20 protein-coding genes are annotated in these 20,920 nt (G+C 43.8%); 11 read left to right on the top strand and 9 right to left on the bottom strand.

Translation table 11 applies throughout. The features are described from left to right. The first annotated feature begins 174 nt into the window (after window positions 1-174). Window positions 175-1,149, top strand: coding sequence for a CobW family GTP-binding protein (locus D6853_RS07765; protein ID WP_120657430.1), 975 nt, complete (start codon window positions 175-177; stop codon window positions 1,147-1,149). 90 nt (window positions 1,150-1,239) lie between these two features. Here the strand turns inward: D6853_RS07765 and D6853_RS07760 are convergent, their stop codons facing one another. Then, window positions 1,240-2,274: a glycosyltransferase family 2 protein gene (locus D6853_RS07760; protein WP_120657429.1), complete on the bottom strand. Its 1,035-nt coding sequence runs from the start codon at window positions 2,272-2,274 to the stop codon at window positions 1,240-1,242. A 251-nt stretch (window positions 2,275-2,525) separates the two neighbouring features. On the opposite strand from D6853_RS07760, the gene D6853_RS07755 reads away from it, so the two are divergent. Further along, the gene (locus tag D6853_RS07755) at window positions 2,526-3,032 is read left to right on the top strand and encodes an acyl-CoA thioesterase (RefSeq protein ID WP_120657428.1); all 507 of its coding nucleotides are present in this window, start codon (window positions 2,526-2,528) and stop codon (window positions 3,030-3,032) included. Between the two features lie 783 nt (window positions 3,033-3,815). Continuing rightward, window positions 3,816-4,649, top strand: a complete 834-nt coding sequence (locus tag D6853_RS07750; protein ID WP_120657427.1) for a hypothetical protein — start codon at window positions 3,816-3,818, stop codon at window positions 4,647-4,649. 34 nt (window positions 4,650-4,683) lie between these two features. Here D6853_RS07750 and D6853_RS07745 read toward each other — a convergent pair whose 3' ends face one another. The 8 genes from D6853_RS07745 to D6853_RS07710 form a co-directional block, all read right to left on the bottom strand. Beyond that, entirely contained in the window at window positions 4,684-5,190 is a 507-nt protein-coding gene (locus tag D6853_RS07745) for a GNAT family N-acetyltransferase (protein WP_120657426.1), read from the bottom strand. Beyond that, entirely contained in the window at window positions 5,187-5,858 is a 672-nt protein-coding gene (locus D6853_RS07740; RefSeq protein ID WP_158588694.1) for an ABC transporter ATP-binding protein, read from the bottom strand. The genes D6853_RS07745 and D6853_RS07740 overlap by 4 nt, the downstream gene beginning before the upstream one ends. Window positions 5,859-5,889: 31 nt before the next feature. Next, entirely contained in the window at window positions 5,890-7,086 is a 1,197-nt protein-coding gene (locus tag D6853_RS07735) for an ABC transporter permease (RefSeq protein ID WP_120657424.1), read from the bottom strand. Between the two features lie 5 nt (window positions 7,087-7,091). Further along, window positions 7,092-7,484, bottom strand: coding sequence for a DUF4418 family protein (locus D6853_RS07730; protein ID WP_120657423.1), 393 nt, complete (start codon window positions 7,482-7,484; stop codon window positions 7,092-7,094). A 63-nt stretch (window positions 7,485-7,547) separates the two neighbouring features. Then, entirely contained in the window at window positions 7,548-8,333 is a 786-nt protein-coding gene (locus D6853_RS07725) for an ABC transporter ATP-binding protein (RefSeq protein WP_120657422.1), read from the bottom strand. Continuing rightward, complete coding sequence (locus tag D6853_RS07720; protein ID WP_120657421.1) at window positions 8,330-9,334, bottom strand: ABC transporter permease; 1,005 nt, start codon at window positions 9,332-9,334, stop codon at window positions 8,330-8,332. Before D6853_RS07720 ends, D6853_RS07725 begins: the two co-directional genes overlap by 4 nt. Before the next feature lie 13 nt (window positions 9,335-9,347). Further along, entirely contained in the window at window positions 9,348-10,382 is a 1,035-nt protein-coding gene (locus D6853_RS07715; protein ID WP_120657420.1) for an ABC transporter substrate-binding protein, read from the bottom strand. Window positions 10,383-10,414: 32 nt separating this feature from the next. Then, window positions 10,415-11,398 (bottom strand): PLP-dependent cysteine synthase family protein, encoded by a 984-nt coding sequence (locus tag D6853_RS07710; protein ID WP_120657419.1) that lies wholly within the window; start codon window positions 11,396-11,398, stop codon window positions 10,415-10,417. A gap of 292 nt (window positions 11,399-11,690) precedes the next feature. Here D6853_RS07710 and ptb point away from each other — a divergent pair, with 292 nt between their 5' ends. The 8 genes from ptb (at window position 11,691) to D6853_RS07670 (ending at window position 20,822) form a co-directional block, all read left to right on the top strand. Then, entirely contained in the window at window positions 11,691-12,605 is a 915-nt protein-coding gene (gene ptb / locus D6853_RS07705; RefSeq protein ID WP_120657418.1) for a phosphate butyryltransferase, read from the top strand. 89 nt (window positions 12,606-12,694) lie between these two features. Continuing rightward, on the top strand, window positions 12,695-13,759 hold the full coding sequence (gene buk, locus D6853_RS07700) for a butyrate kinase (protein ID WP_120657417.1): 1,065 nt from the start codon (window positions 12,695-12,697) through the stop codon (window positions 13,757-13,759). A 153-nt stretch (window positions 13,760-13,912) separates the two neighbouring features. After that, window positions 13,913-15,208, top strand: a complete 1,296-nt coding sequence (locus D6853_RS07695) for a sensor histidine kinase (protein WP_120657416.1) — start codon at window positions 13,913-13,915, stop codon at window positions 15,206-15,208. Then, window positions 15,208-16,755, top strand: a complete 1,548-nt coding sequence (locus D6853_RS07690; RefSeq protein WP_120657415.1) for a response regulator transcription factor — start codon at window positions 15,208-15,210, stop codon at window positions 16,753-16,755. The genes D6853_RS07695 and D6853_RS07690 overlap by 1 nt, the downstream gene beginning before the upstream one ends. Before the next feature lie 105 nt (window positions 16,756-16,860). Continuing rightward, window positions 16,861-17,922 (top strand): C4-dicarboxylate TRAP transporter substrate-binding protein, encoded by a 1,062-nt coding sequence (locus D6853_RS07685; RefSeq protein ID WP_120657414.1) that lies wholly within the window; start codon window positions 16,861-16,863, stop codon window positions 17,920-17,922. 18 nt (window positions 17,923-17,940) lie between these two features. Beyond that, window positions 17,941-18,441: a TRAP transporter small permease gene (locus D6853_RS07680; protein ID WP_120657413.1), complete on the top strand. Its 501-nt coding sequence runs from the start codon at window positions 17,941-17,943 to the stop codon at window positions 18,439-18,441. Continuing rightward, entirely contained in the window at window positions 18,435-19,712 is a 1,278-nt protein-coding gene (locus D6853_RS07675) for a TRAP transporter large permease (RefSeq protein ID WP_120657412.1), read from the top strand. The genes D6853_RS07680 and D6853_RS07675 overlap by 7 nt, the downstream gene beginning before the upstream one ends. An 87-nt stretch (window positions 19,713-19,799) precedes the next feature. Beyond that, the gene (locus tag D6853_RS07670) at window positions 19,800-20,822 is read left to right on the top strand and encodes a TRAP transporter substrate-binding protein (protein ID WP_120657411.1); all 1,023 of its coding nucleotides are present in this window, start codon (window positions 19,800-19,802) and stop codon (window positions 20,820-20,822) included. Window positions 20,823-20,920 lie beyond the last annotated feature (98 nt).

Here is a 20,920-nt window from a genome sequence, read left to right as displayed (position 1 = left end):
GAGCATATCCCGGAGGCACTTCAGCTTATGAAGGATAAGCCTGCAGAGCTTATTAAGCCTGTTGTTATCCTTGATAACCAGCCTTGATACGGGTTTTGATCTGATTTTTAGGGCGGTCTTTTTGCAGAGACCGCCCTTTACTATTTTAATTTAGTGCTAGGTAGGAAATCGACTATGAAGATTTTACTTATATCCGGGTTTCTGGGAGCAGGTAAAACCACATTTATCAAAGAACTGATAAACAGGACGGATGAGCGCCCTGTAATCATGGAAAACGAATACGGTGATAACAATCTGGATTCCAATGAGCTTAGACAGAGTACGGCCAAAGAAGAGGATATACAGATTCTTGAATTCATGGAAGGCTGCGTATGCTGCACCATGAAGGACAGTTTTGTAAATTCCGTGCTAACTGTCTTTTCATCATTGAACCCGGAATATCTTATTATAGAGCCTACGGGTGTTGGTAAGTTGAGCAGTATTATTGAGAATCTAAAGCCTATTTTAAATACGGCGGTATTTCTGCTTCGCCCGGTGGTTGTCATTTCGCCGGATAACTACAGGGATAACATGAAGGAGTGGCCAAGTCTTTACAGTGACCAGATCGCTAACGCAAGTATTGTTGTCTTTTCCAAGTGCGAGCACACTGATCCTGACATAATCGCAGATGTTGTCAAAGAGGTAAAAAAGATTAATCCTGCGGCGGAGATTGTGAGTGAACACTACACTTTGAAGGATAAAGAGTGGTGGGATGGATTGTTCAACCTGAAGGGTGGAGCAAAGGAGGAGGCAGAGTCAATGACGGCCGCAACGGCAGGACGTCCGGGCGGGGCAGATTCCGGCAGCGCAGCAGAAGATTCTTTTTCTCAGGTAAGTATCAATAGAGGCGGCTTCCGCAATCCCGGTGAGCTTATTCAGCTCCTGGAGGATTGCCTCCACGGCGAGTTCGGCCACATCGCAAGGGCCAAGGGAACTCTTTGGGTTAGTAACGAGGTCCTTAGATTTGACCTTGCGGACAGGATGTACGCCATCACGGATTCTCCGGATGACGGCTGTCAGTGCGTTTTTATCGGCAAGAATCTGGACGAAAAAAAGCTCCGCAAAAGACTTTGCGGAGGCGAAAGAAATTCTAGGATTATGCTTAAGTGACGAAAATTTGCTTTGTAGCAGGCCGGAAACAAGGTGGATTTATGAAGCTGCTCGGAGTCTGATATCGAGAAAACGTCGGCAGTCCCGGAATCAGTTGGTTTTTTTGTCGTATCTTTTTAGGATAAATGAAGTGAACCTGATAAGCAGGCACAAGGGGTGTCTGATGCAGGCGTACAATAATTTATTGGCTTTGGAAGTGATGTTTACATCTGTGGACATCACTTTTTTTCTTATATCTTCTTGCATGAAAACCTTGCGAACCTTGCAGGGAGTGCCGTGCTCATCTGAGCGAAGCATATTTTTAAGAACTACAAGGAGCATAAGGACGAACTCTCTGTCAGTCTGCTGGTCGCCGTTTTCAATGTTTTTGGCTTTGAAAATAGACTTAAAGGTAAAGTCGTTGAGCCTTAGATTGTCCAAAAGGTGCGGACTGTAGGCGTGAGCCATGGAGCTGCTGACAAGTCTGTAGTGGTAGAAGTGGCAGTCTTTTGCGATGTAAAGTCTTTTGCAGTCGCAGATGCAGGGAAGCATGATGTTCACGTCCTCCGCCATGACAATATCGGTGTTGCAGTATTTGATGTTGTCGATGATGAGCTTTCTTGATATGAGCTTCATGCAGCGGGAGAGCGTAACGGGGCGTACGTCCTGGCCAAGGAGATTTTTTCTGAGCTCTGAAAGTTTCTCGTCTTTGTATTCGCCGGGGGCTGCGGACTGAGTTTCTTTTCTCCTTTCACCGGCTTTTTCTACTATGTAATTACCTGCGATTATTTCTTCATTGGCAAAAGAACTGTCGGTGTAAGCATAGAGCTTCTCCAGCATATCGGTATCAACCCAATCATCGCTGTCGACATAACAAAGGTAGGGGGCGGTGGCAAGCTTAGAACCAGCAATCCATGCGGACATGAGGCCACCGTTTCTTTTGTGCTGAACTACTACGCGGCTGTCCTTAGTAGCGTATTCATCGCATTTTGCAGGGCTGACGCCATCAGTTGAGCCATCATCCACAAGGATGATCTCTATGTCTTTTAATGTCTGTCCAAGCACGGAATCCATGCACTCGTCCATATATTTGGCTGTATTATAAACGGGTATTATCACACTTACCTTAGGTGATGTAGCAGACATGTCGTCCTCCCTTTTGTTCTGACTTAGTGCGGTGCTTTGCGCAGATTTGTCGCGCTCTGCGACTTTATTTTAGCATATTTACGGGACTATTACATGGAGGATGTTTGTTTTTCCTGATTTTATATTCTGTGACGGAATAGGAATGGGAATCGGTTTTACCTGTTTTTGAAGTACATAGGAGTATGGTAACCGGCGTGGAATTGGGGTACAATTAGATATAAGACAACTATAATAATGACCGGAGGTGGGGTATGAGCAAGGTTTTTCATGTTGATCACCAGATCGCAAACAAGAATGTGGAGGACTCGATCACAGAGTGGACCAAGGTTGTAAAGTATAGTGATATTAACAGCGAGAACAGGTTGTTTGGCGGGACGCTTATGTCATGGATAGATGAGGTGGCAGGAACCGTAGCTGTAAGGCATTCAGGAAATCCCGTTGCCACAGCAGCTGTTGACAATATGCAGTTCAAGCAAGGCGCTAAGCTTGATGATATTGTTGTTATGATTGGGAAGATAACTCACGTAGGTAAGACTTCCATGGAAGTAAGAGTTGATACCTATGTTGAGGACAGGCGAAACGGTATGAGGCATGTGCTCAACAGAGCATATCTTACCGAGGTGTGCATAGATGATGATGACACACCGGTACTTGTGCCATATGGACTTAATGTTAAGACCGAGAATGAAAGAGCTGAGTGGGAAGGCGCAGAGAAGAGGATCCAGCTTCGCAAGCAGCGCCGCATGGAAGGATTCTGATTTTGATTTTTTAAAAGGAAATGCCTTAGTTGGCATTTCTTTTTTTTATCGCAAGATTGGAATTTACTTTTTTTATAAGATTGGTATTTCTTTTTTTGTATTACTAGAACGGCAGTGAAAGCTATTTTTACAAGTATTATTATTTGGCGGTTGTAAGAACATTTAATATAATAGTGCGAAATGCTCGTTTACAGAATCTTCGTATATGTAAGTGAGCGGGTGTGGCTGACTGTTTGACATGAAAAGCCTTGAAAGTAGCGATAATCATGCATGTGAAGCTTTGTCTTGACTTGTGGCTGTTTTGGAAGTATATTTTTCTTGTTTGATTTTTTCGGAGCCATTCGGCTCAGTGGCTTTTTGTCACAATAATCCCAGATATTTATTTGTATGTAGATTATTGATGTTTGTAGTGCGTGGATGAAAAGGCGGGTGTTGACACGTGATGCAGGCACTGGAAGCAATCTGCGTGTCGGATGAATGAAACGTTGACACGCAAGTCCAGAGCAGGGAGCAATCTACGTGTCAGATTAATGAAACGTTGACACGCAAGTCCAGAGCGAGAAGCAATCTGCGTGTCAGACAATAAAAACGTTGACACGCAAATCCAGAGCGGGGAGCAATCTGCGTGTCAGACAACAAAAACGTTGACACGCAAATCCAGAGCGGGGAGCAATCTACGTGCCGGATAACAAAAGCGCTGACACGCAAGTCCAGAGCGGCAAGCAATCTGCGTGTTGAGTCCAACATGCGTCGACATTCAAAACTGTGAAAATTCAATAAAACATGCTGAAAGGGATAATACACATTAAGGAGGGCAAGAAAATAGAAGAATACAAAGAGGAGCTTGGCAAGCAATTAAATGAGCTGAATAAACTCATTACTCTTGCAGAGAAGAGGCTTAGAAAGGAAAAGAATATTGATAAAAGAACTGTAAGCACATCAACACGAAGAAGTGGTTACCAGTATTATATACAAGAGGGAGGTAAGCGAAAGTATGTGAAAGCTAAGGATATTTGGTATGTTCGAGATATCATGCAAAGAGACTATGATGAAAACGTACATAGAGCACTTATTATCCAACGCAATCGCATAGATCGTTTTCTCAAGTTATATGATGTCAGTTCCATAGTAAAGGCTTACGATGAGCTTTCTGATGCTCGAAAACAATTGATAACCCCACTGATTTCAACAAATGAGCAATATATAGAAGAGTGGCGGAGAAAGTATCCGGAATGTCAGAATACATTTCCTGAACAGGGAGCATACATAACAGCTAGGGGAGAAAAAGTTCGATCTAAATCAGAAAAGATAATTGCAGATTTGTTTGATAGATATCGAATACCCTATGTTTATGAACCGTCTCTGGATATGGGGAACGGACATGTCCTTTATCCTGATTTTGCTGTTTTGAATGTTCCTTACAGGAAGACATTTTTTTGGGAACACTTTGGACTTATATCAGATTCGACATATGCAAAAAAGACATTGAAAAAGATGAATATGTATGAAGAATGCGGCTTTTCAGTTGGAAGAAATGTTTTATTTTCCATGGAATCAGAAGATTCTCCATTAAATACAAAACTCTTGGAAAGAAAAATACGCAGTTACCTGTTGTAAAGACACAGGGAACTGCATAATAATCAAAAACTGTTTAGAACACAAGTCTCATCTGATACCAGGTTACATCGCCGTGTGTGGAGCTTGATATTCCTTCGTTTTCAAATCCAAATTTAGCATAGTAGTGAAGGAGCTTATCTTTGCAGGTAAGGACAACTCCTTTCCTGCCTTCTTTCTTTGCATTGTCTATAAATGCGTGAAGAGTAGCTTCAGCGTAGCCGTGTCTTTGATAGGCAGGATCGGTATCAACGCCAAATATCATCTGCCAGGCACCGCCGGGATTGTGAAGCCCTGCATCATCATACATCTCATCCTGCAGATCCGGAGTGTCGGTGACGAGTCCGTTTACCATGCTGATTAATTTGCCTGAGATAAACAAAAGGAAAAAATAGTCAGGATATCTTTCAAGTCTTTTCTTAAAAGATTCCTTGGAAGCAGCTTCGGCAGCAGGAAAGCAAGTGGCTTCAAGCTGCGCTATATTATCAAGATCTTCTATAGTGGCTTTTCTTATGACATAATTTTCCGATGCATTGTTTTTCATTTTTGAATCTCCACGATTTTGTCAGCGTACTTTTTTACTATATCATCATGAGTTGCAACGACAACAGTTTTTCCTTCGGAAACCCTGTCTGCAAGATAATTCATGACTATTTCTGTGGCTTCTTTATCAAGACCTCCGGACGGCTCATCTATAAGATACAGATCTGGATCACTTACAAAAAGTCTTGCAAGAGAGGCTCTTCTAAGTTCGCCTCCTGAAAGTTCGTGAGGATATCTGTCCGAAAGGGATTCTATGCCAAAGAGCTCAAGAAGAGAAAGAGCCTTTTCCTTAACTATAGTAAGCGGCGCGCTTTCCGCAGAATCTGCAGTCTCAGACAACAGGCTTTTCAGCATGACATTTTCCAGAATAGTAAATTCCGATACCATAACGTTACTCTGAGGAAGATATCCGATGCGCTCAGAGTGTAGCTTTGACAGGTCACTGTCTTTCAACGAGGAAAGATCAGCGCCGTCAAAATATATGCTGCCCTCATCAGGCTTTAGATATCCGCCAAGGAGTGCAAGAAGAGTGCTCTTCCCGCTTCCGGAGCGGCCTGACAAGACGAGTAGCTCTTTTTCATTTACCGAGAGATTATAATCATCAAATACCTCAAAGCTGCGATTTCCTCGCTTGTAACGCTTGGAGATATGTTTAAGTTCCGCAAACATAGTATTTCTCCTGCAAAAATATGAATCTTTCTCACTCCTCTTCCCGTAGGGCAGAGTATTCATCGAGTCTGAAAATTTTAAATATGGGTATAGCCGATGCGATCATTCCTGAAACTATCGACACCAGAAGAGCGAATAAAAAAATAAAAAATGTTTCCGGTACAGTCGGCGTTACGTAGGCAAAACTAAGCTTGTAAGCAAGATATCTCCCAAAGGGAAATACGGTTATTGCTGACAAGAAGCCTCCCACAATAAAGCCGGCTACGGATATGAGCAGGGCCTCTTTAACAATATTTGATACGAGGTGGTCTCTGGATAATCCCATTACCCGCAGAAGCGCGAACTCTTTTTTGCGCCCGCAGGCTGAAATATAGAAGGCTATAAGCAGTATCAGCTCAGCCACAAGCCATACCACAAACAGTACAGCGTAGGCTACGGATGCGATATGTCCTGCATTCCTGGCAAAAGAGCTTAGAATGGCTTCAGGATACAGGATATCAACGTCAGTTTCCTGAGAACGTATGATATCTCTTGCAACGTCGCTGTCAACGGCGCCGTCTTTAAGCTTTATAAAGACAGAGGAAATCATGTTATCTCTTTTCTGTGAATCAAGGAATTTTATGCCCTTACTCTCAGCATCAGCTATGAGCTGAGGAACGCTGTCCATTGTAAAATATGCGGAAGTATCAAGACTTGTACCGGTTTCCGCAAGCCGATAAATGACAGAATATGAGCGACCGAAGATTCTGATGGTGTTGTCTTTTTCTACCTTAATCTGACTTCCTACGATTGCTTTGTCTTTTCCCATCTTACCCTTTGCCTTCTCCGAAACCCAAGGTTCAATGATGAAATCCGTATCCGGGTCAAATCCGACTATTCCGACCTTACTGGTGCAGCAATCCGCGGATAAACTTGCAAGATAGAACTGCTCGGTTATCTTATCGATTCCGGGCACGTTTCTTATGCTTTCTGAGACATCCCTGTCAAAGTAAAAATATTCCCGAGAGCCCTCCATAAGAAGACTCTCGGCTGTATTTTCGCATTCTGCAGGGATGATCATGATATCGGCGCCAAGGCGCTTTTGCAAGCCCTTAAGACCGTTTCCCAGAACAAGTATGAAGAGCGATCCACCTATGAGCACAAAAGAAAGAATTGTGATAAGTGCAACTAAGGGGATGTTCTTGCGCTTTTTCTTAAGCACACTTTTTATGAGAAAAGAATCCTGCATAAATGTTATACTTCCTTGATCTTAAGTAAATAAACGGAGTTAACAACAGAAACAAGTATTGTGAGAACTCCAAGAACCACCAAAAGAGGGCGGGTTGCGTTGTTGCAAGCCATCATATCGCTTCCGCATACTCCGATGAGAGTTGTGGGAATTGCGATAGTAAGGGCGCCTATACCCGCCACTGCTATGCTGATTCCGGCTCTTACTTTTTCGGTAAAAAAGAAAGATGCAGCACCCAAAACCGCGATGAGTATACCGATTCCGATCTCAGCCTGTTTGGTGTACTGGCAGCGCATCTTCATATCCGCGGGACAAACCGGGAAAATGACGGTAGGTGCCAGAATAATAAGGATTCCAAGTATTACAAAAATGATTGAGATAGATATTTTGTTTTTCATAGTGTTTCTCCTAAATGAATTTGATATTTTATAAGCCCCCCAAAAAAAGCGGCATTTGCAAGATCAGATCATGTACTCAGGCTCTGGATGAGCATTAGCAAGATCAAACCTGTCAAGAAGCGAGCGGCGAAGAGCCAGGAACTCAGCGCCTCCTCGGTTTCTCGGATGAGGGATATCCACATCAATGATCTCACTGATCTTGCCGGGGCGCGGTGTCATGATCACGATGCGGTCCGACATGTATATTGCCTCATCAACATCGTGAGTCACAAGCAACATGGTAAGATTCTTTTCCTTCCTGATCTCAAGAAGCTTATCCTGTATGTCCGCTCTGGTAAAAGAATCCAAGGCTCCCATGGGCTCATCAAGAACCAGAAGTTCAGGCTCGTTGATGAGAGCTCTTGCAATTGCAACACGCTGCGACATACCGCCGCTAAGCTGGTGAGGATAGGACTTTTCAAAGCCCGTAACACCCACAAGATCTATATATTTCTGAATACGATCTTTGTCTTTATTTTTGCGATAAACGTGGCGGGCCTTAAGACCTGAAGCTACGTTGTTTTCTACGGTGAGCCATGGAAACAGGTTGTGCTGCTGGAAAATATAGCCTCGCTTGTAATTGGGCTCTTTTACCTGCTCTCCTTTAAATACTATTGAGCCGTTTCCTGCTTCATCAAGACCTGCAATAAGGCGTAGAAGCGTTGTTTTGCCGCAGCCGGAGGCTCCGATTATGGAGACAAATTCACCGCGCTTAAGCTCAAGATTTATGTCTTTTAATGCTTCTACCTGATGTTCTCCGTCGTCATAGAATCTGTTTACGTTCTCTATAGTTAAGATTTTTTCGCTCATTTTACGATCCCCCTTTGCCAGCGCAGTACATAATCCTGCAGCCTGTTAATGAGTTTGAGGATGGCACTGAATAGTATTGCCATTATCAAAATGGCTGCAAACACCTTGAAGTACGCGCTCCATACCTTAGATAGGTTGATGTAGTATCCAAGACCTCCGGGCTGGCCAAGCATCTCCGCCATTACAAGAGTTGTAAAAGCAAAGGCGTTGGCTGTTGATATTCCCGTGAAGATCTGGGGCATCGCGTGGGGTATCGCAACGTGGAAAAGTTGGTAAAAAGCATTTCCGCCAAGTATCTTGGCTGCTTCGTACTGAGCCTTGGGAGTGCTCTTGATACCTGCCGCCGTAAGAGATGCGATGGGAAACCATGCGCATATTACTATAAGGAACACCGCTGATATGAACGGAGTTGGGAAAAGAGTAAGTGCAAAAGGCATCCACGCTACTGCGGGTATAACTCCCGTGATCTTAAGAACGGGATAAACCCAGTAGTAAACTCTGTCAAACCATCCGATCAGGATTCCTGTGCCAACACCCAAAAGTACGCCGAATAAGAAGCCAAAGAAATAGAGCCTTAAGGAGTACAGAGTGTTGGTCAAAATGAAGTCACCTTCTTCCAGAAAAGGATTTAAGATCTCTGCGGGCCCCGGAAAAAACGGCTGTGGCAGAACTTTTAACTTGGTTCCTGTTAGATCAAGAACGCCGATCAGTACGCCCATAGCAAAGCGGAAGCCTGCTTTGTTTATGTAACCGGCTCTTTTTTCCTCATCCTTATAGTCAATGATCCCAAACAGCGCATAACCAAGGATCAGAGCCACAAGAACTATGCGCAGCAGATCGTTTCCATCCAGCTTAAAAGCGCCGATGCTGTATTTTACAAAGTTTGCTTTGTTGCTTATCTGAGGGAAAAGCAGATTTTCAATGATAGCAATTGCAAATCCCAAGCCGGTAAAAAGTATAGTCAGTATGTATTTTTGTATTTCCCTCTTTCCCTGTATCATGGGTTCACCACCTTTATTCCTGGTTTACGTCCAGTTTGTAGTAATTCTTTTCTGTGAATTCGCTTGAAGGCGTCTTGAGATAACCGATCTCGTTAAGTGCGTTTGAGAAGTACTCAACATCGCCCTGAATGCTGTGCTCGCCTGCGGCTCTTGACTCTGCACTTGGATACTCGTATGACTTAATAAGCTGAACTGCAAGCTCCTTGTCGCTTATCTGGGAATACTTTCCTTCAATGATCAGGTCAACAGCTTCTTCGGGATTCTTGCTGATCCAGTCCTGGGCCTTGTGATAAGCTCTAAGAAGTGCGGCCACCTTGCCGGGATCGCTTTCAAGTACCTTGTTGGAAGCAAAGAGGAAGCAGCAGTACTTTCCTGCAAACGCAGGGTCTTTTGAAAGGTCGAAAAGAACCTTTACCTTGCCTTCCTTTTCTGCAACAGATCCAAGGGGATCCCACATTGCCGCTACATCTATATCTCCGTTTAAAAGAGCTGCAAGCTCAAGGTTTCCGTCTGAATAAGGAAGGAAAGTTATTTCGCCGTCCTCCTGAAGAGCGGATATTCCGGCCTGCTCAACCCATACACTGGCAACCTGATGGGGAGTTCCGCCAATCTCATCAACTCCGATCTTCTTGCCGCGAAGGTCCTCAGCCTTGGAAATATCTGAGTCGGGACGAACTACAAACTTGATACATCCGTTGTGGAAGCCGTCAACGACCTTAACTCCAACACCTTCTTCGATAGAAGGGAAGAACTGGAAATCACCGTTTACCATTGGGATAGTTCCGTTGTTAAGTCCGATCTTTCTGGCTTCGAAGTCGGTAGAGATAAGCTCTACATCAAATCCTTCTTCGGCAAAAAAGCCTTTTTCATAGGCTACATATGTAGGCGCTCCGCAGAGAGCTCCGTCTTTTCCGGGAATCTGTATCTTTCCGTATTTATAATCACTGCTTGAAGCAGCTTTATTTCCGCAGCCTGCAAGACTTGCAATGGCAAGTGTTAGTATCAAAGCTGCGCTGCCTAATCTTTTTGCAATAAATGTCTTTCTCATTTGCGCTCCTTCTATTTTTCTTTTTACAAGAGTTATTGATATAGGTTTGTTGATAAGTAGCGAAGGCCGGTGTCGGGGAAAATCGCTACGATTGTCTTTCCTTTGTTCTCTTTCCTTTGAGCGATTTGTGTTGCGGCGTGGAGTATTGCTCCTGATGACGCGCCTATGAGAATGCCGTCTGTCTTTGCAATCTCCCTTGCTGCCTCGTAAGCTTCTGCAGTTTCAACGGGGAAGCATTCGTCGTAGTACGCTTTGTCCAGATTGGAAGGCACAAACTCTTTTGGTATGCCTTCAAAGGGATGTACGCCTGCAATCTCTTCGGGATGAGGGTTTTCCTCAGAGGGAATTGAGCCTACGCCAGGCTGCACGGCGATAACCTGAACGGAAGGCTTCTTTTCTTTTAAGAATTTACCTACACCTGTGACGGTTCCGCCTGTTCCTACAGCTGCAACGACGATATCAACCTTTCCCTCTGTATCGTTCCATATCTCAGGACCTGTCGTCTTGTAGTGGATGTCAGGGTTTGCGGGATTGGCATCCTGATTAACTATGAAGATGTTGTCATCACCTGCGGATAACTTGCTGTAAAATGCTGCGTATCCGGCAACATAGTCGTTGTGGTTTTCATCAAGTGCTTTTTTTACCTCAGGAATATCGCTCATGTTGGCGACTTCCGTACCGAAGGCTTTCATTACTTTGAAACGCTCGATACTTACGTTGTCCTGAACGTAGATCTTGGATTTGTAGCCTTTGATAGCTGCAAAAGCAGCGAGACCTATTCCTGTATTGCCGCTTGTCGCTTCAACTATGGTTCCTCCGGGCTTTAAACTTCCGTCCCTTTCTGCCGTTTCTATCATGTTGTATGCAATCCTGTCCTTGATGCTCTGGTTTGGATTGTAATACTCAATTTTCCCCAAAATGTCCGCAGGAAGCTGCTTCTTTTTTACATAACCGTTTAATCGCAGAAGTGGTGTATTTCCTATGAGCTCTGCGATTGATTCGTATATCCTGCCCATACGTTCCTCCTTTCGAATGTGTATATAATGAAAAAAACCAGAGATATTGTTAAATACCTCTGGTTTTCCAGTCAGTTTCTCTGATTCAGTTCGCTCAAATGTTATCACACTATCCCCGGAATGCGCCAATTCATGATAATTATCAGCCGCAATAAGAATTACTTATCACCAAAAGAAAGTGCGGCTGAAAATACCTTATGTATTATTGCATTTATGGGTTTTGAGTGTTAAAATTTTGTCATATGGCTTGTGAATAATACATATAAGATAAATTATTTGGAGGTTTTTTATCATGAGTAAGAACTTTGATGACATTTTAGCTAAGCTCAAGACAGCTTCAACCAAGAAGATGTCTGTAGCCGTAGCCCAGGACACACACGTTCTTGAGGCTGTTAAGGTAGCTAAGGAGAGAGGAATCGTTGATTCCATCCTCGTAGGTGACAAGGAAGAGATTGAGAAGAAGGCAGCAGAGGTTGGAATGAACCTTGCAGACTTCGAGATCATCGATGTTAAGGATACCATTGAGGCAGCTCGTACAGCAGTTTCTCTTGTTCACGACGGCAAGGCTGACATTTATATGAAGGGTGCACTTGAGTCAAGAGATTTCCTTAAGAGTGTTCTTGATAAGGAGGTTGGACTTCGTACAGGTCGTCCTCTTTCACATGTATGCGTGTTTGAGATTCCCGGAATCGATCGTCTTCTTTTCCTTACAGACGTTGCTTTCATGCCATATCCAACACTTGAGGATAAAAAAGTCATCATTGAATATACAGTAGATGTTGCAAGAGCTTGCGGTGTTGATTGCCCTAAGGTTGCTCCTCTTGCAGCTGTAGAAGTTGTTAACCCCAAGATGCCTGTTACTGTTGAGGCAGCAGAGCTTACAAAGATGAACGAAGCAGGCGAGATCAAGAACTGCATCGTTGACGGACCTCTTTCAATGGATCTTGCTATTGATCCTGAGGCAGCTCAGCACAAGGCAGGAGCTCTTGACAGAAAGATCGTCGGCGACGCCGATATCCTTCTTTTCCCTGATATCCACGCAGGTAACCTTACATACAAGACAATCGTAAGACTTGCTAAAGTTAAGAACGGTAACATCCTTACAGGAACCAAGGCTCCCGTAATCCTCACATCAAGATCTGACAGCGTTGAGGTTAAGGTTAACTCAATCGCACTTGCTGCAGTAGTTGCTGCTGAGAGAACTTGATGAGGTTCTTTCGAATCTAGTTCGAACGTCTTCCGGCGAGGGCTTGTCCCGAGAGCGGAAGTTCATTATGAAAAAGAAAGGAAAAGACCATGATAAAAAGTTTAATTATAAATCCCGGTTCTACATCTACAAAGGTTGGTATCTTCGAGGATGAGACACTCATCAAGGAAGAGACCTTAAGACACAGCACAGAGGAGATCAATCAGTACGCAACTATTATTGATCAGAAGGATTTCCGTAAGAACATCATTCTTGATTTCCTTAAGAAAGAAAACATCGACATTAAGTCTTTTAACGTAATCGTAGGAAGAGGCGGACTTCTTCGTCCCATTCCCGGTGGTACATATGAGTGTACAGACGCACTCCTTGCAGACCTCAAGGTAGGTGTTCAGGGACAGCACGCATCTAACCTCGGCGGTATCCTTGCAAGAGAGATCGGCGATGAGATCGGTGTTCCTTCATATATTGTAGATCCTGTAGTTGTAGATGAGATGGAGCCTGTAGCTCGTATTTCAGGTATTCCTGAGGTTGAGCGTGTATCTATCGACCATCCTCTCAACCAGAAGGCTGTTGCAAGAAGATATGCCAAAGAGATTGGCAAGAAGTATGAAGATATCAGCGTCATCGTTGTTCACATGGGCGGCGGTACATCAACAGGCGTTCACAAGAACGGCAAGATGGTAGACGTATTCGCAGCACTTAACGGCGACGGTGCATTCTCACCTGAGAGAGCTAACGGTATTCCTGCCAAGGCACTCGTTGACCTTTGCTTCTCAGGCAAGTTCACATACGATGAGATGAAAAAGAAGATCGTTGGCGGCGGCGGACTTAACGCATACCTTGGAACCAACGACATGAGAGAAGTTAACAAGATGTGCGAAGAAGGAGATGAGAAGGCTAACCTTATCCGCGACGCTTTCATCTATCAGATCTGCAAGAACATCGGCGCATGCGCTACAGTTCTTAAGGGTAAAGTTGATCAGATCATCCTTACAGGCGGAATTGCTTATGGCCAGGTTATCACGGACAAGATCAAGGCAAGCGTTGACTGGATCGCACCTGTAACTGTTTATCCCGGAGAGGATGAGCTCCTTGCACTTGCACAGGGCGCTATCCGTGTAATGAACGGTGAGGAAACTGCAAAAACTTATTGAGGTATTTTATGATGATCAAAAGCTGTCACGGGAATTATTCCTGCGGCAGCTTTTTTGCATAGGAAAAATCTGTAATTGTGATAAAATATAGATACTTTAATCCGTAATTGGATTGTGCGATGATCAACCCAAAATGCATCAATTGGTGGGGATATGAAAATAGTTCTGCAAAAAATTGTTGGACCTAGGGAGAAAAAAATATCTAAAGCACCCGACAAACAGGTTAAGGAGAAATACAGTCTCAGTTATTTCTTTTTTTCATTATGCCTGTGTTTTTTGGTTGGATTCAATGTTCTTTTGACTGCCGGATTTATAAACAGATACAGTGATTATCTGCAGGATTATAAGTCGATCAACAATATCGTCGGCTCTTACGATGATTCTAAGGCCGCGTTCTTAACCTATTCACGATCCCGTAGTGAAGATGATCTTACGGAATTCCAGAATGCCAATGCAAGTATATTCAGCGAGCTTGATAACGCCAAGGACAGTATGAAGGCAGACAGAAACTGCATCATGATGTACAGGATAGTTTATCAGATGCTCGAGCACAGACAGGAGCTTATGCAGGAATATGTCAGCTACGGCAGGGTAAGCATAAGTGAGATCGAAGAACTAAATTTCCAGATAGAAAGAAACTTAAATCTCCTGACAACGTATTATATCGATTACGTCAGTGTGAGATTCTCGCAGTATGCTGCAAATATAAAGAGAGTACTTATTGTCGGAAACATTTTCCTTGTGGTCATTACTGTAATTGCATTCATGCTAAATACCAACATATACAGAGATTTCATGAGGACCAGACTTGAAAACGAAATGCAGAAGCGCCACATCGCAGAAGCAAAGATGCATGAGCTTCAGATGCAGATGAATCCGCATTTTCTTTTTAATACATTAAGTCTTGTCATCAGGAATATACAGATGGGAGAGGGAGACACTGCCATAAGGCTTGTTAAGGCTACGTCTCAGCTACTTAGGAGATCCATTGCGGTAGGCAATGATACCATCACCATAGATGAGGAACTGGAACTTCTTGAGAAATATCTTTTTATTCAAAAGATACATTGCAAGGGCAGGATCAGCATCAAACTTGATGTCAGAAAGTCATACATGGATGAGGAGATAAAGATCCCGCCGCTTATCATTCAGCCTCTTGTTGAGAATGCCATACAGCACGGGCTTAAAGATACTACGTCGGACGGACAGGTCAATGTATTCATTGAAGAAAAGGCTGATATGATCCGGGTGCAGGTGCAGGACAACGGCTGCGGAGTTCCGGAAGAGGTTGTGAACAATATCATGGGACATGTACCGATGAAAAGGATCGGTCTTAGTAACGTATATGAGAGGCTCTGTTTTTTTTACCACAGAGATGACTGCATGAAGATAGAGAGCAGTTCCGAAGGAACCCTGATCACACTTTATTTGTATAAAGAGGTTGAGTAGTGGCTATTAGAGTTATTATCGCGGATGATGAAGAATATGAGAGAGATTACTTGCGAAAGGCGCTTTCAGAGAATTATGAAGGAGTTCTTGAGGTGGTGTACGCTGCGGCAGATGGTGCGGAGGCTCTTGAAAAGGCAAATGAGCTAAAGCCGGAGATCTGTCTTTTTGACATACGTATGCCAAGGCTCGATGGGCTTGAAGTTACGGAGCAGCTTGTGGAGACAAATCCTGATGTTCAGGTGGTGATTGTCTCTGCCTATGACGATTTTTCCTATGCCAAGCAGGCTATGCGACTTGGGGTAAAAGACTTTTTGGTAAAGCCTTATCTGGACAAAGAACTGTTCCAGACGATAGACAATATAATCGCGACTATCGGTGGATTCAATAAGAAATCATCTGCCGACAAGATAATCGATGCGGTAACCGCAGATATAGACAGGGATATAGTTTGGGAGCTGGCTCTCAAGCAAAAAGATGAGGCGGAGATAGCCAAGGATCTGTCTTTGTGGGGGATCGGCGAAGCGCAGTGTAAGTGTGTTGTTTTCTATTATGACGGAATAAAAAGAATCGATGAAAAAGGCTGCGATATCGTAAAAGGAATCTTTCATATCGGAGGGACGCAGACACTTCTAAGCAGACTCTTTGATCTCATGGTCGTATATGTGTTTGCGGAGGATGAGGACTCTTTTATCGAGCTTAACCAGTGCATCGGAAAGACCAGAAATTACATGAAAGATCTGGGGAGAGGCACGGTATACTGCGGAGTTAGCGGAATATACAAAAGCGCCGAAGCTGCCAAAGGATTTGAAGAGGCTTCGGGATTTATAAAAACCTATGGAGACAGAGAGGTTCAAAACGGTCTTGAAAAAGATATGGCCCATATAAGAAATGTTCTTGAGATCACGGACAAAGCGAGTTTTGCCATAGCCAGCAGGAACAGGGAGCAGGCTCTTTTGTGGCTTTCCAAACTTAGGATGAGTCTGATGGCTGAATATTCCGAAAAAGAGCTGTCAGATCCGTATCTACAGCAACTGATGGTAATCTTGCGAGGACTCAACAGGAAGCTTGGAATAAGGATCACAAATGAGGACGTGGACAGACTTGTCGCCGAGTTTGAAAAAGAGGGCTGCGATATAGACAAGATCATGGCTCAGGTTGTGGATGAGCTTATAGAGCGCTCTCCCGACGTTATGATCAATCATAATGTTATTGTTGTGCGACGGGCTAAGGACTATATTCATGAACATTATAAGGAGCAGATCAATCTGCAGATCGTTGCGGATGCCAACGGGGTAAGCGCCGGTCATCTTAGCAAGTGCTTTAAGAATATTGAGAAAAAGGGTTTTTCCGAATATCTTACAAGCGTAAGGCTCAATGAGGCAAAAGAGCTTATGAGAAAAGGAAACATGAGCATTCAGGAGATCGCTTATGAAGTCGGTTTTTCCGATTCCAATTATTTTGGGAAGAGCTTTAAAAAGAATGAAGGTATCACGCCCAAAGAATACTGTGCAATGCTGATCCTGGAGTCGGGACAGACGAGAAAATAATAGCAACCATTTTTTACTCTTTTTAATATTTTATTACCTTTATGAACTATTTGTTCCTTCATACAATTACGGTGTAACGGAACAAATTTTTATGGAGGTGTTTGTATGAAAAAGAAGGTTATAGGTGCTATGTTAATGGCGGTTTCTATGCTAGTGGTTGCTTGTGGCTCCGCGGGAACAACCGGAACAAATTCCGGCGCTGATTCCGCAGAAGCTGCTCCTGAAAGCGATAAGGCGGCAGCAGGTGGGGATTATACCATCAAGATGTCGACTCAGCTTAGCGAGGGATCACCTTTTGTTGACGGTTTTTACGCATGGGCTGATGCCGTTAAGGAAAAGACAGACGGACATGTTACTATCGAGGTTTATCCTTCCGCAGCTCTCGGAAGTGATGAGGATGTTATAGAGCAGGCTCTTCAGGGAGCTAATGTAGCTGTTCTTACCGACTGCGGAAGAATGGGTAATTATGTAAAAGAAATGGGAATCCTTAATGCTGCATACTTTGCGGACAATTATGAAGAGATGCAGAAATTCATGGAAACCGATACTTTTAAGGGATGGACAGATGAGCTTGAATCACAGCACGGAATTAAGATACTGAATTTTGGATGGTGCGACGGCTTCAGACATTTCCTTACCAACAAACCGATCTATTCGCCCGACGATCTTAAGGGTGTTCTGATCCGTACTCCCGGTGCCGACGTATGGAGTAAGTCAATCGAGTCTTTGGGAGCAACACCTGTTTCCACAGTAGGATGGGCAGACGTTTACAATGCGGTTCAGACCAAGACCATAGACGGTGCAGAGGGACAGACATCGGCTTCTTATCCCGCAGCTCTTTATGAAGTTCTTGATTACATGGATCAGACAGGACATATTCTCCTTATGAACGGTATCATTGTCGGAGAAAAGTATTGGGAGACAATACCCGAGGAGTATCAGAAAATAATTATCGATGAGTGCGCGGTTGCTGCACAGAATGCTTCGAAGGTTGTTCAGGATCAGGCAGCAGACAATGAAGCCAAGATGGCAGAAGCAGGTATGACTATCATTCCTCCCGAGGAAATTGACATTGAAGCATTCAGAAAAGCATCTGAGAAAGCATATGAAGAACTTGGATTTACCGAGCTTAGAGCTGAGCTGTACGAAAAGATAGGTAAGAAGTAAGGCTTAGGAGGTAATTCCATGAAGAAGTTTTATAACTGTTTTGTAAAAGCGGAAGAGGTCGTGGCTTGTCTTCTTCTCGCCGGAATAGTCGGCCTTATGTTTTTGTCGGCTGTACTTAGGAAGGCGGGGCTACCTCTCAACTGGGCCGGTGATACTTCTCTTTTACTTTTTACATGGGCTTGTTTTTTTGGAGCGGATCTGGCCATCAGAGAAAAGAGTATGGTTAACGTGGACATGCTTTTGGTAAAGTTTCCTGTGAAGGTACAGAAGATCATCAGGATAGCAAGTCACGTTTTGGCGATGGCTCTTTTGATATCATTTGTATATTTCGGAATTCCGCTTTGTATCGATTCCGTTGCCAGGAAATTCTCCAACATGAATCTGAGTTATTCATGGGCGAGCGCCAGTGTTCCGGCAGGAAGCATCCTTTTGCTGATCACTTCCGTTATCAATCTTTTTAAGATGATAAAGTCCGAGAACGGAACCTACGGAGTACAAGGAGGTAGCGAAGTATGCTGATTGTAATGATTACTTTTCTTGTGCTGCTTGCCATAGGAATGCCGGTGGCTTTTGCGATAGGTATTGCCGGAGTAACGTTTTTTATAATCAATCCAAGCGTACCGTACAGTATTGCTGTGCAGAAAGTTGTTTCTTCGACCCAGTCGCTGAATATGTTGTCGATCCCGCTGTTTATTTTTGCGGGTAACCTTATGAATGAGACAGGTATCACGAAGAGACTTATAAAGCTTTCAAATACTCTGGTTGGTCATCTTCCGGGCCATTTGGGACAGGTGAGCTGCGTGTTGTCGACTCTTATGGGCGGTGTTTCGGGATCGGCCAATGCCGATGCTGCGATGGAATGCAGGGTTTTGGGCGCCGACATGGTTAAGTCCGGTTATTCAAAAGGCTGGAGTGCTGCGATAAACGGTGTTTCATCTTTGATCGTTGCAACGATTCCGCCCAGCATGGGCCTTATCATATACGGCTCTGTCGGTGATGTATCTATCGGAAAGTTATTTGTGGCAGGCCTTATACCGGGAATGCTTATGTGCGCGGCACTTATGACGGCTGTTCATGTATCTGCCAAGAAAAGAGGATATAAGCCTGCGAGGGAAAAGAGATCTTCTTTCGGAGAGATAATAAAGGCATTTGTTGAAAGTCTGTGGGCGCTTATGTTTCCCGTCATCCTTATCGTTGGAATCAGAATGGGAATCATGACCCCCGCCGAATCAGGAGCCTTTGCCGCGGTATATGCTCTGTTCATAGGATTTTTTGTATACAAAGAGCTTAATATCAAAAGACTTGTAGAATGTCTTAAGAGAAGCGTGAGAGATATCGGCGTTATCATGCTGATAGTCATGATCTCCAATATCTTCGGATACGGCATAACATACGAGAACGTTCCGAGAAAGCTGGCGCAGCTCCTTGTGGGAGTGACAAGTAACAAGTTCATCATGCTGACTCTTATCATAATCCTGCTTGCTTTTGCCGGAATGTTTGTTGAGACTACCGTGGTAGCTCTTTTGATGACACCGATCCTTCTCCCTGTTGTCAGTAGAGTCGGGATTGATCCGGTTCACTTCGGAGTTCTCATGATGACGGTGGTTACAGGAGGAATCATGACACCTCCCGTAGGAATAGCTCTTTATACCACATCGGAAATAATGGAGTGTAAACCTCAGGAGACGGCAAAGGAAGCCATACCGTTTTATGTTGCGATATTGGCTGTTATAATGGTAATAGCTTTTATTCCACAGGTGAGTATGTTCCTTCCTAATCTGTTGTACTGATAATAGTTGTAGTCAAGGCGTAGACGCCGGGTAGCAGTGCCCGGCGGTACGCCTTTTGGTGATTTTTGAACCGAGGAGTATCAGGATATGGCATTTCGTAGGATGAAAATTGTATGTGCTGTATTGACGGGAGCGGCGACAGCTCTTTTGTCTGCATGTTCGGGAATAGTATTGGATCAGAGTATGAGTTCCGAGCCTGAGATTATTTTGCGCTATGCCGAAGTTAATCCGTCCGATCATATCATTACCCGCACCGGTAAGTATTTTGCCGATCGTGTAAAAGAGATGAGTAACGGCCGGATTGAGATCGAGATATACGATGCGGGGAAACTGGGAAATGATGCCCAGTATTATGAGCAGCTAAGGATAGGAGCCCTTGATATGTACAGGGGAAATGCCATTGCGCTTGAAGGAATATCAGATATGGAAGTAGGTGTTATGGCTATGCCGTATCTTTTCAGAGATAACGATCATTTTTGGAAAGTATGCGACGGAGAAATAGGGAAAGAAGTCCTTGCCGATATACAGAAATCAGGTTCCAACATGGTGGGACTGTGTTTTTTGGATGAGGGTGCAAGAAATATTATGACGGTAGATGCACCGATAAAAGATATTTCGGATCTTAAGGGATTAAAGATACGGAGCATGGAAGACGAGCTTTTGTGTGACGTTATAAGAGCCACAGGGGCAGAACCCGTGGTTATGGATTATGCCGATGTTTATTCCGCACTTCAGTCGGGAGCGGTTGACGGGGCGGAGAATCCGGTGTGCAGTTATTATTCAAATCAGTTTTATAAGGTTGCGCCTTATTACACGGTAGATGCACACACGCATTCACCGAGCGTTATTCTTATAAGTGAGATCACATGGAAGCATTTGTCGGATGAGGATAAAAATATTTTACTGACCGCAGCGGATATGGCCAAAGAATATAATAAAGCCGAGATAGAAGATGCGGAATCAAATGCTTATAATAAGCTGATCAAGGAAAAAGTGAAAATAACCAAAATTGATGATATATCTAAATGGCAGGAAGCAATGGAACCTGTTTATGAAGCTTATGCAGGGAATCATCGTCTGCTTATCGATAAGATTAAAAATCTTCGGTGATAATAATATAATAGTATCTCGAATAAGTTCATTGGGAGAAGTTGAATAGTTTTTGCAAATCTGTTACAATGTACAACGGACTTTTGCTAAAATGAAGG

The organism is Butyrivibrio sp. X503 (assembly GCF_003625475.1).
Classification (GTDB): Bacteria; Bacillota; Clostridia; order Lachnospirales; family Lachnospiraceae; genus Butyrivibrio.
Note: the sequence above shows the minus strand (reverse complement) of the source record. Positions and strands in the feature narration are given on the sequence as shown.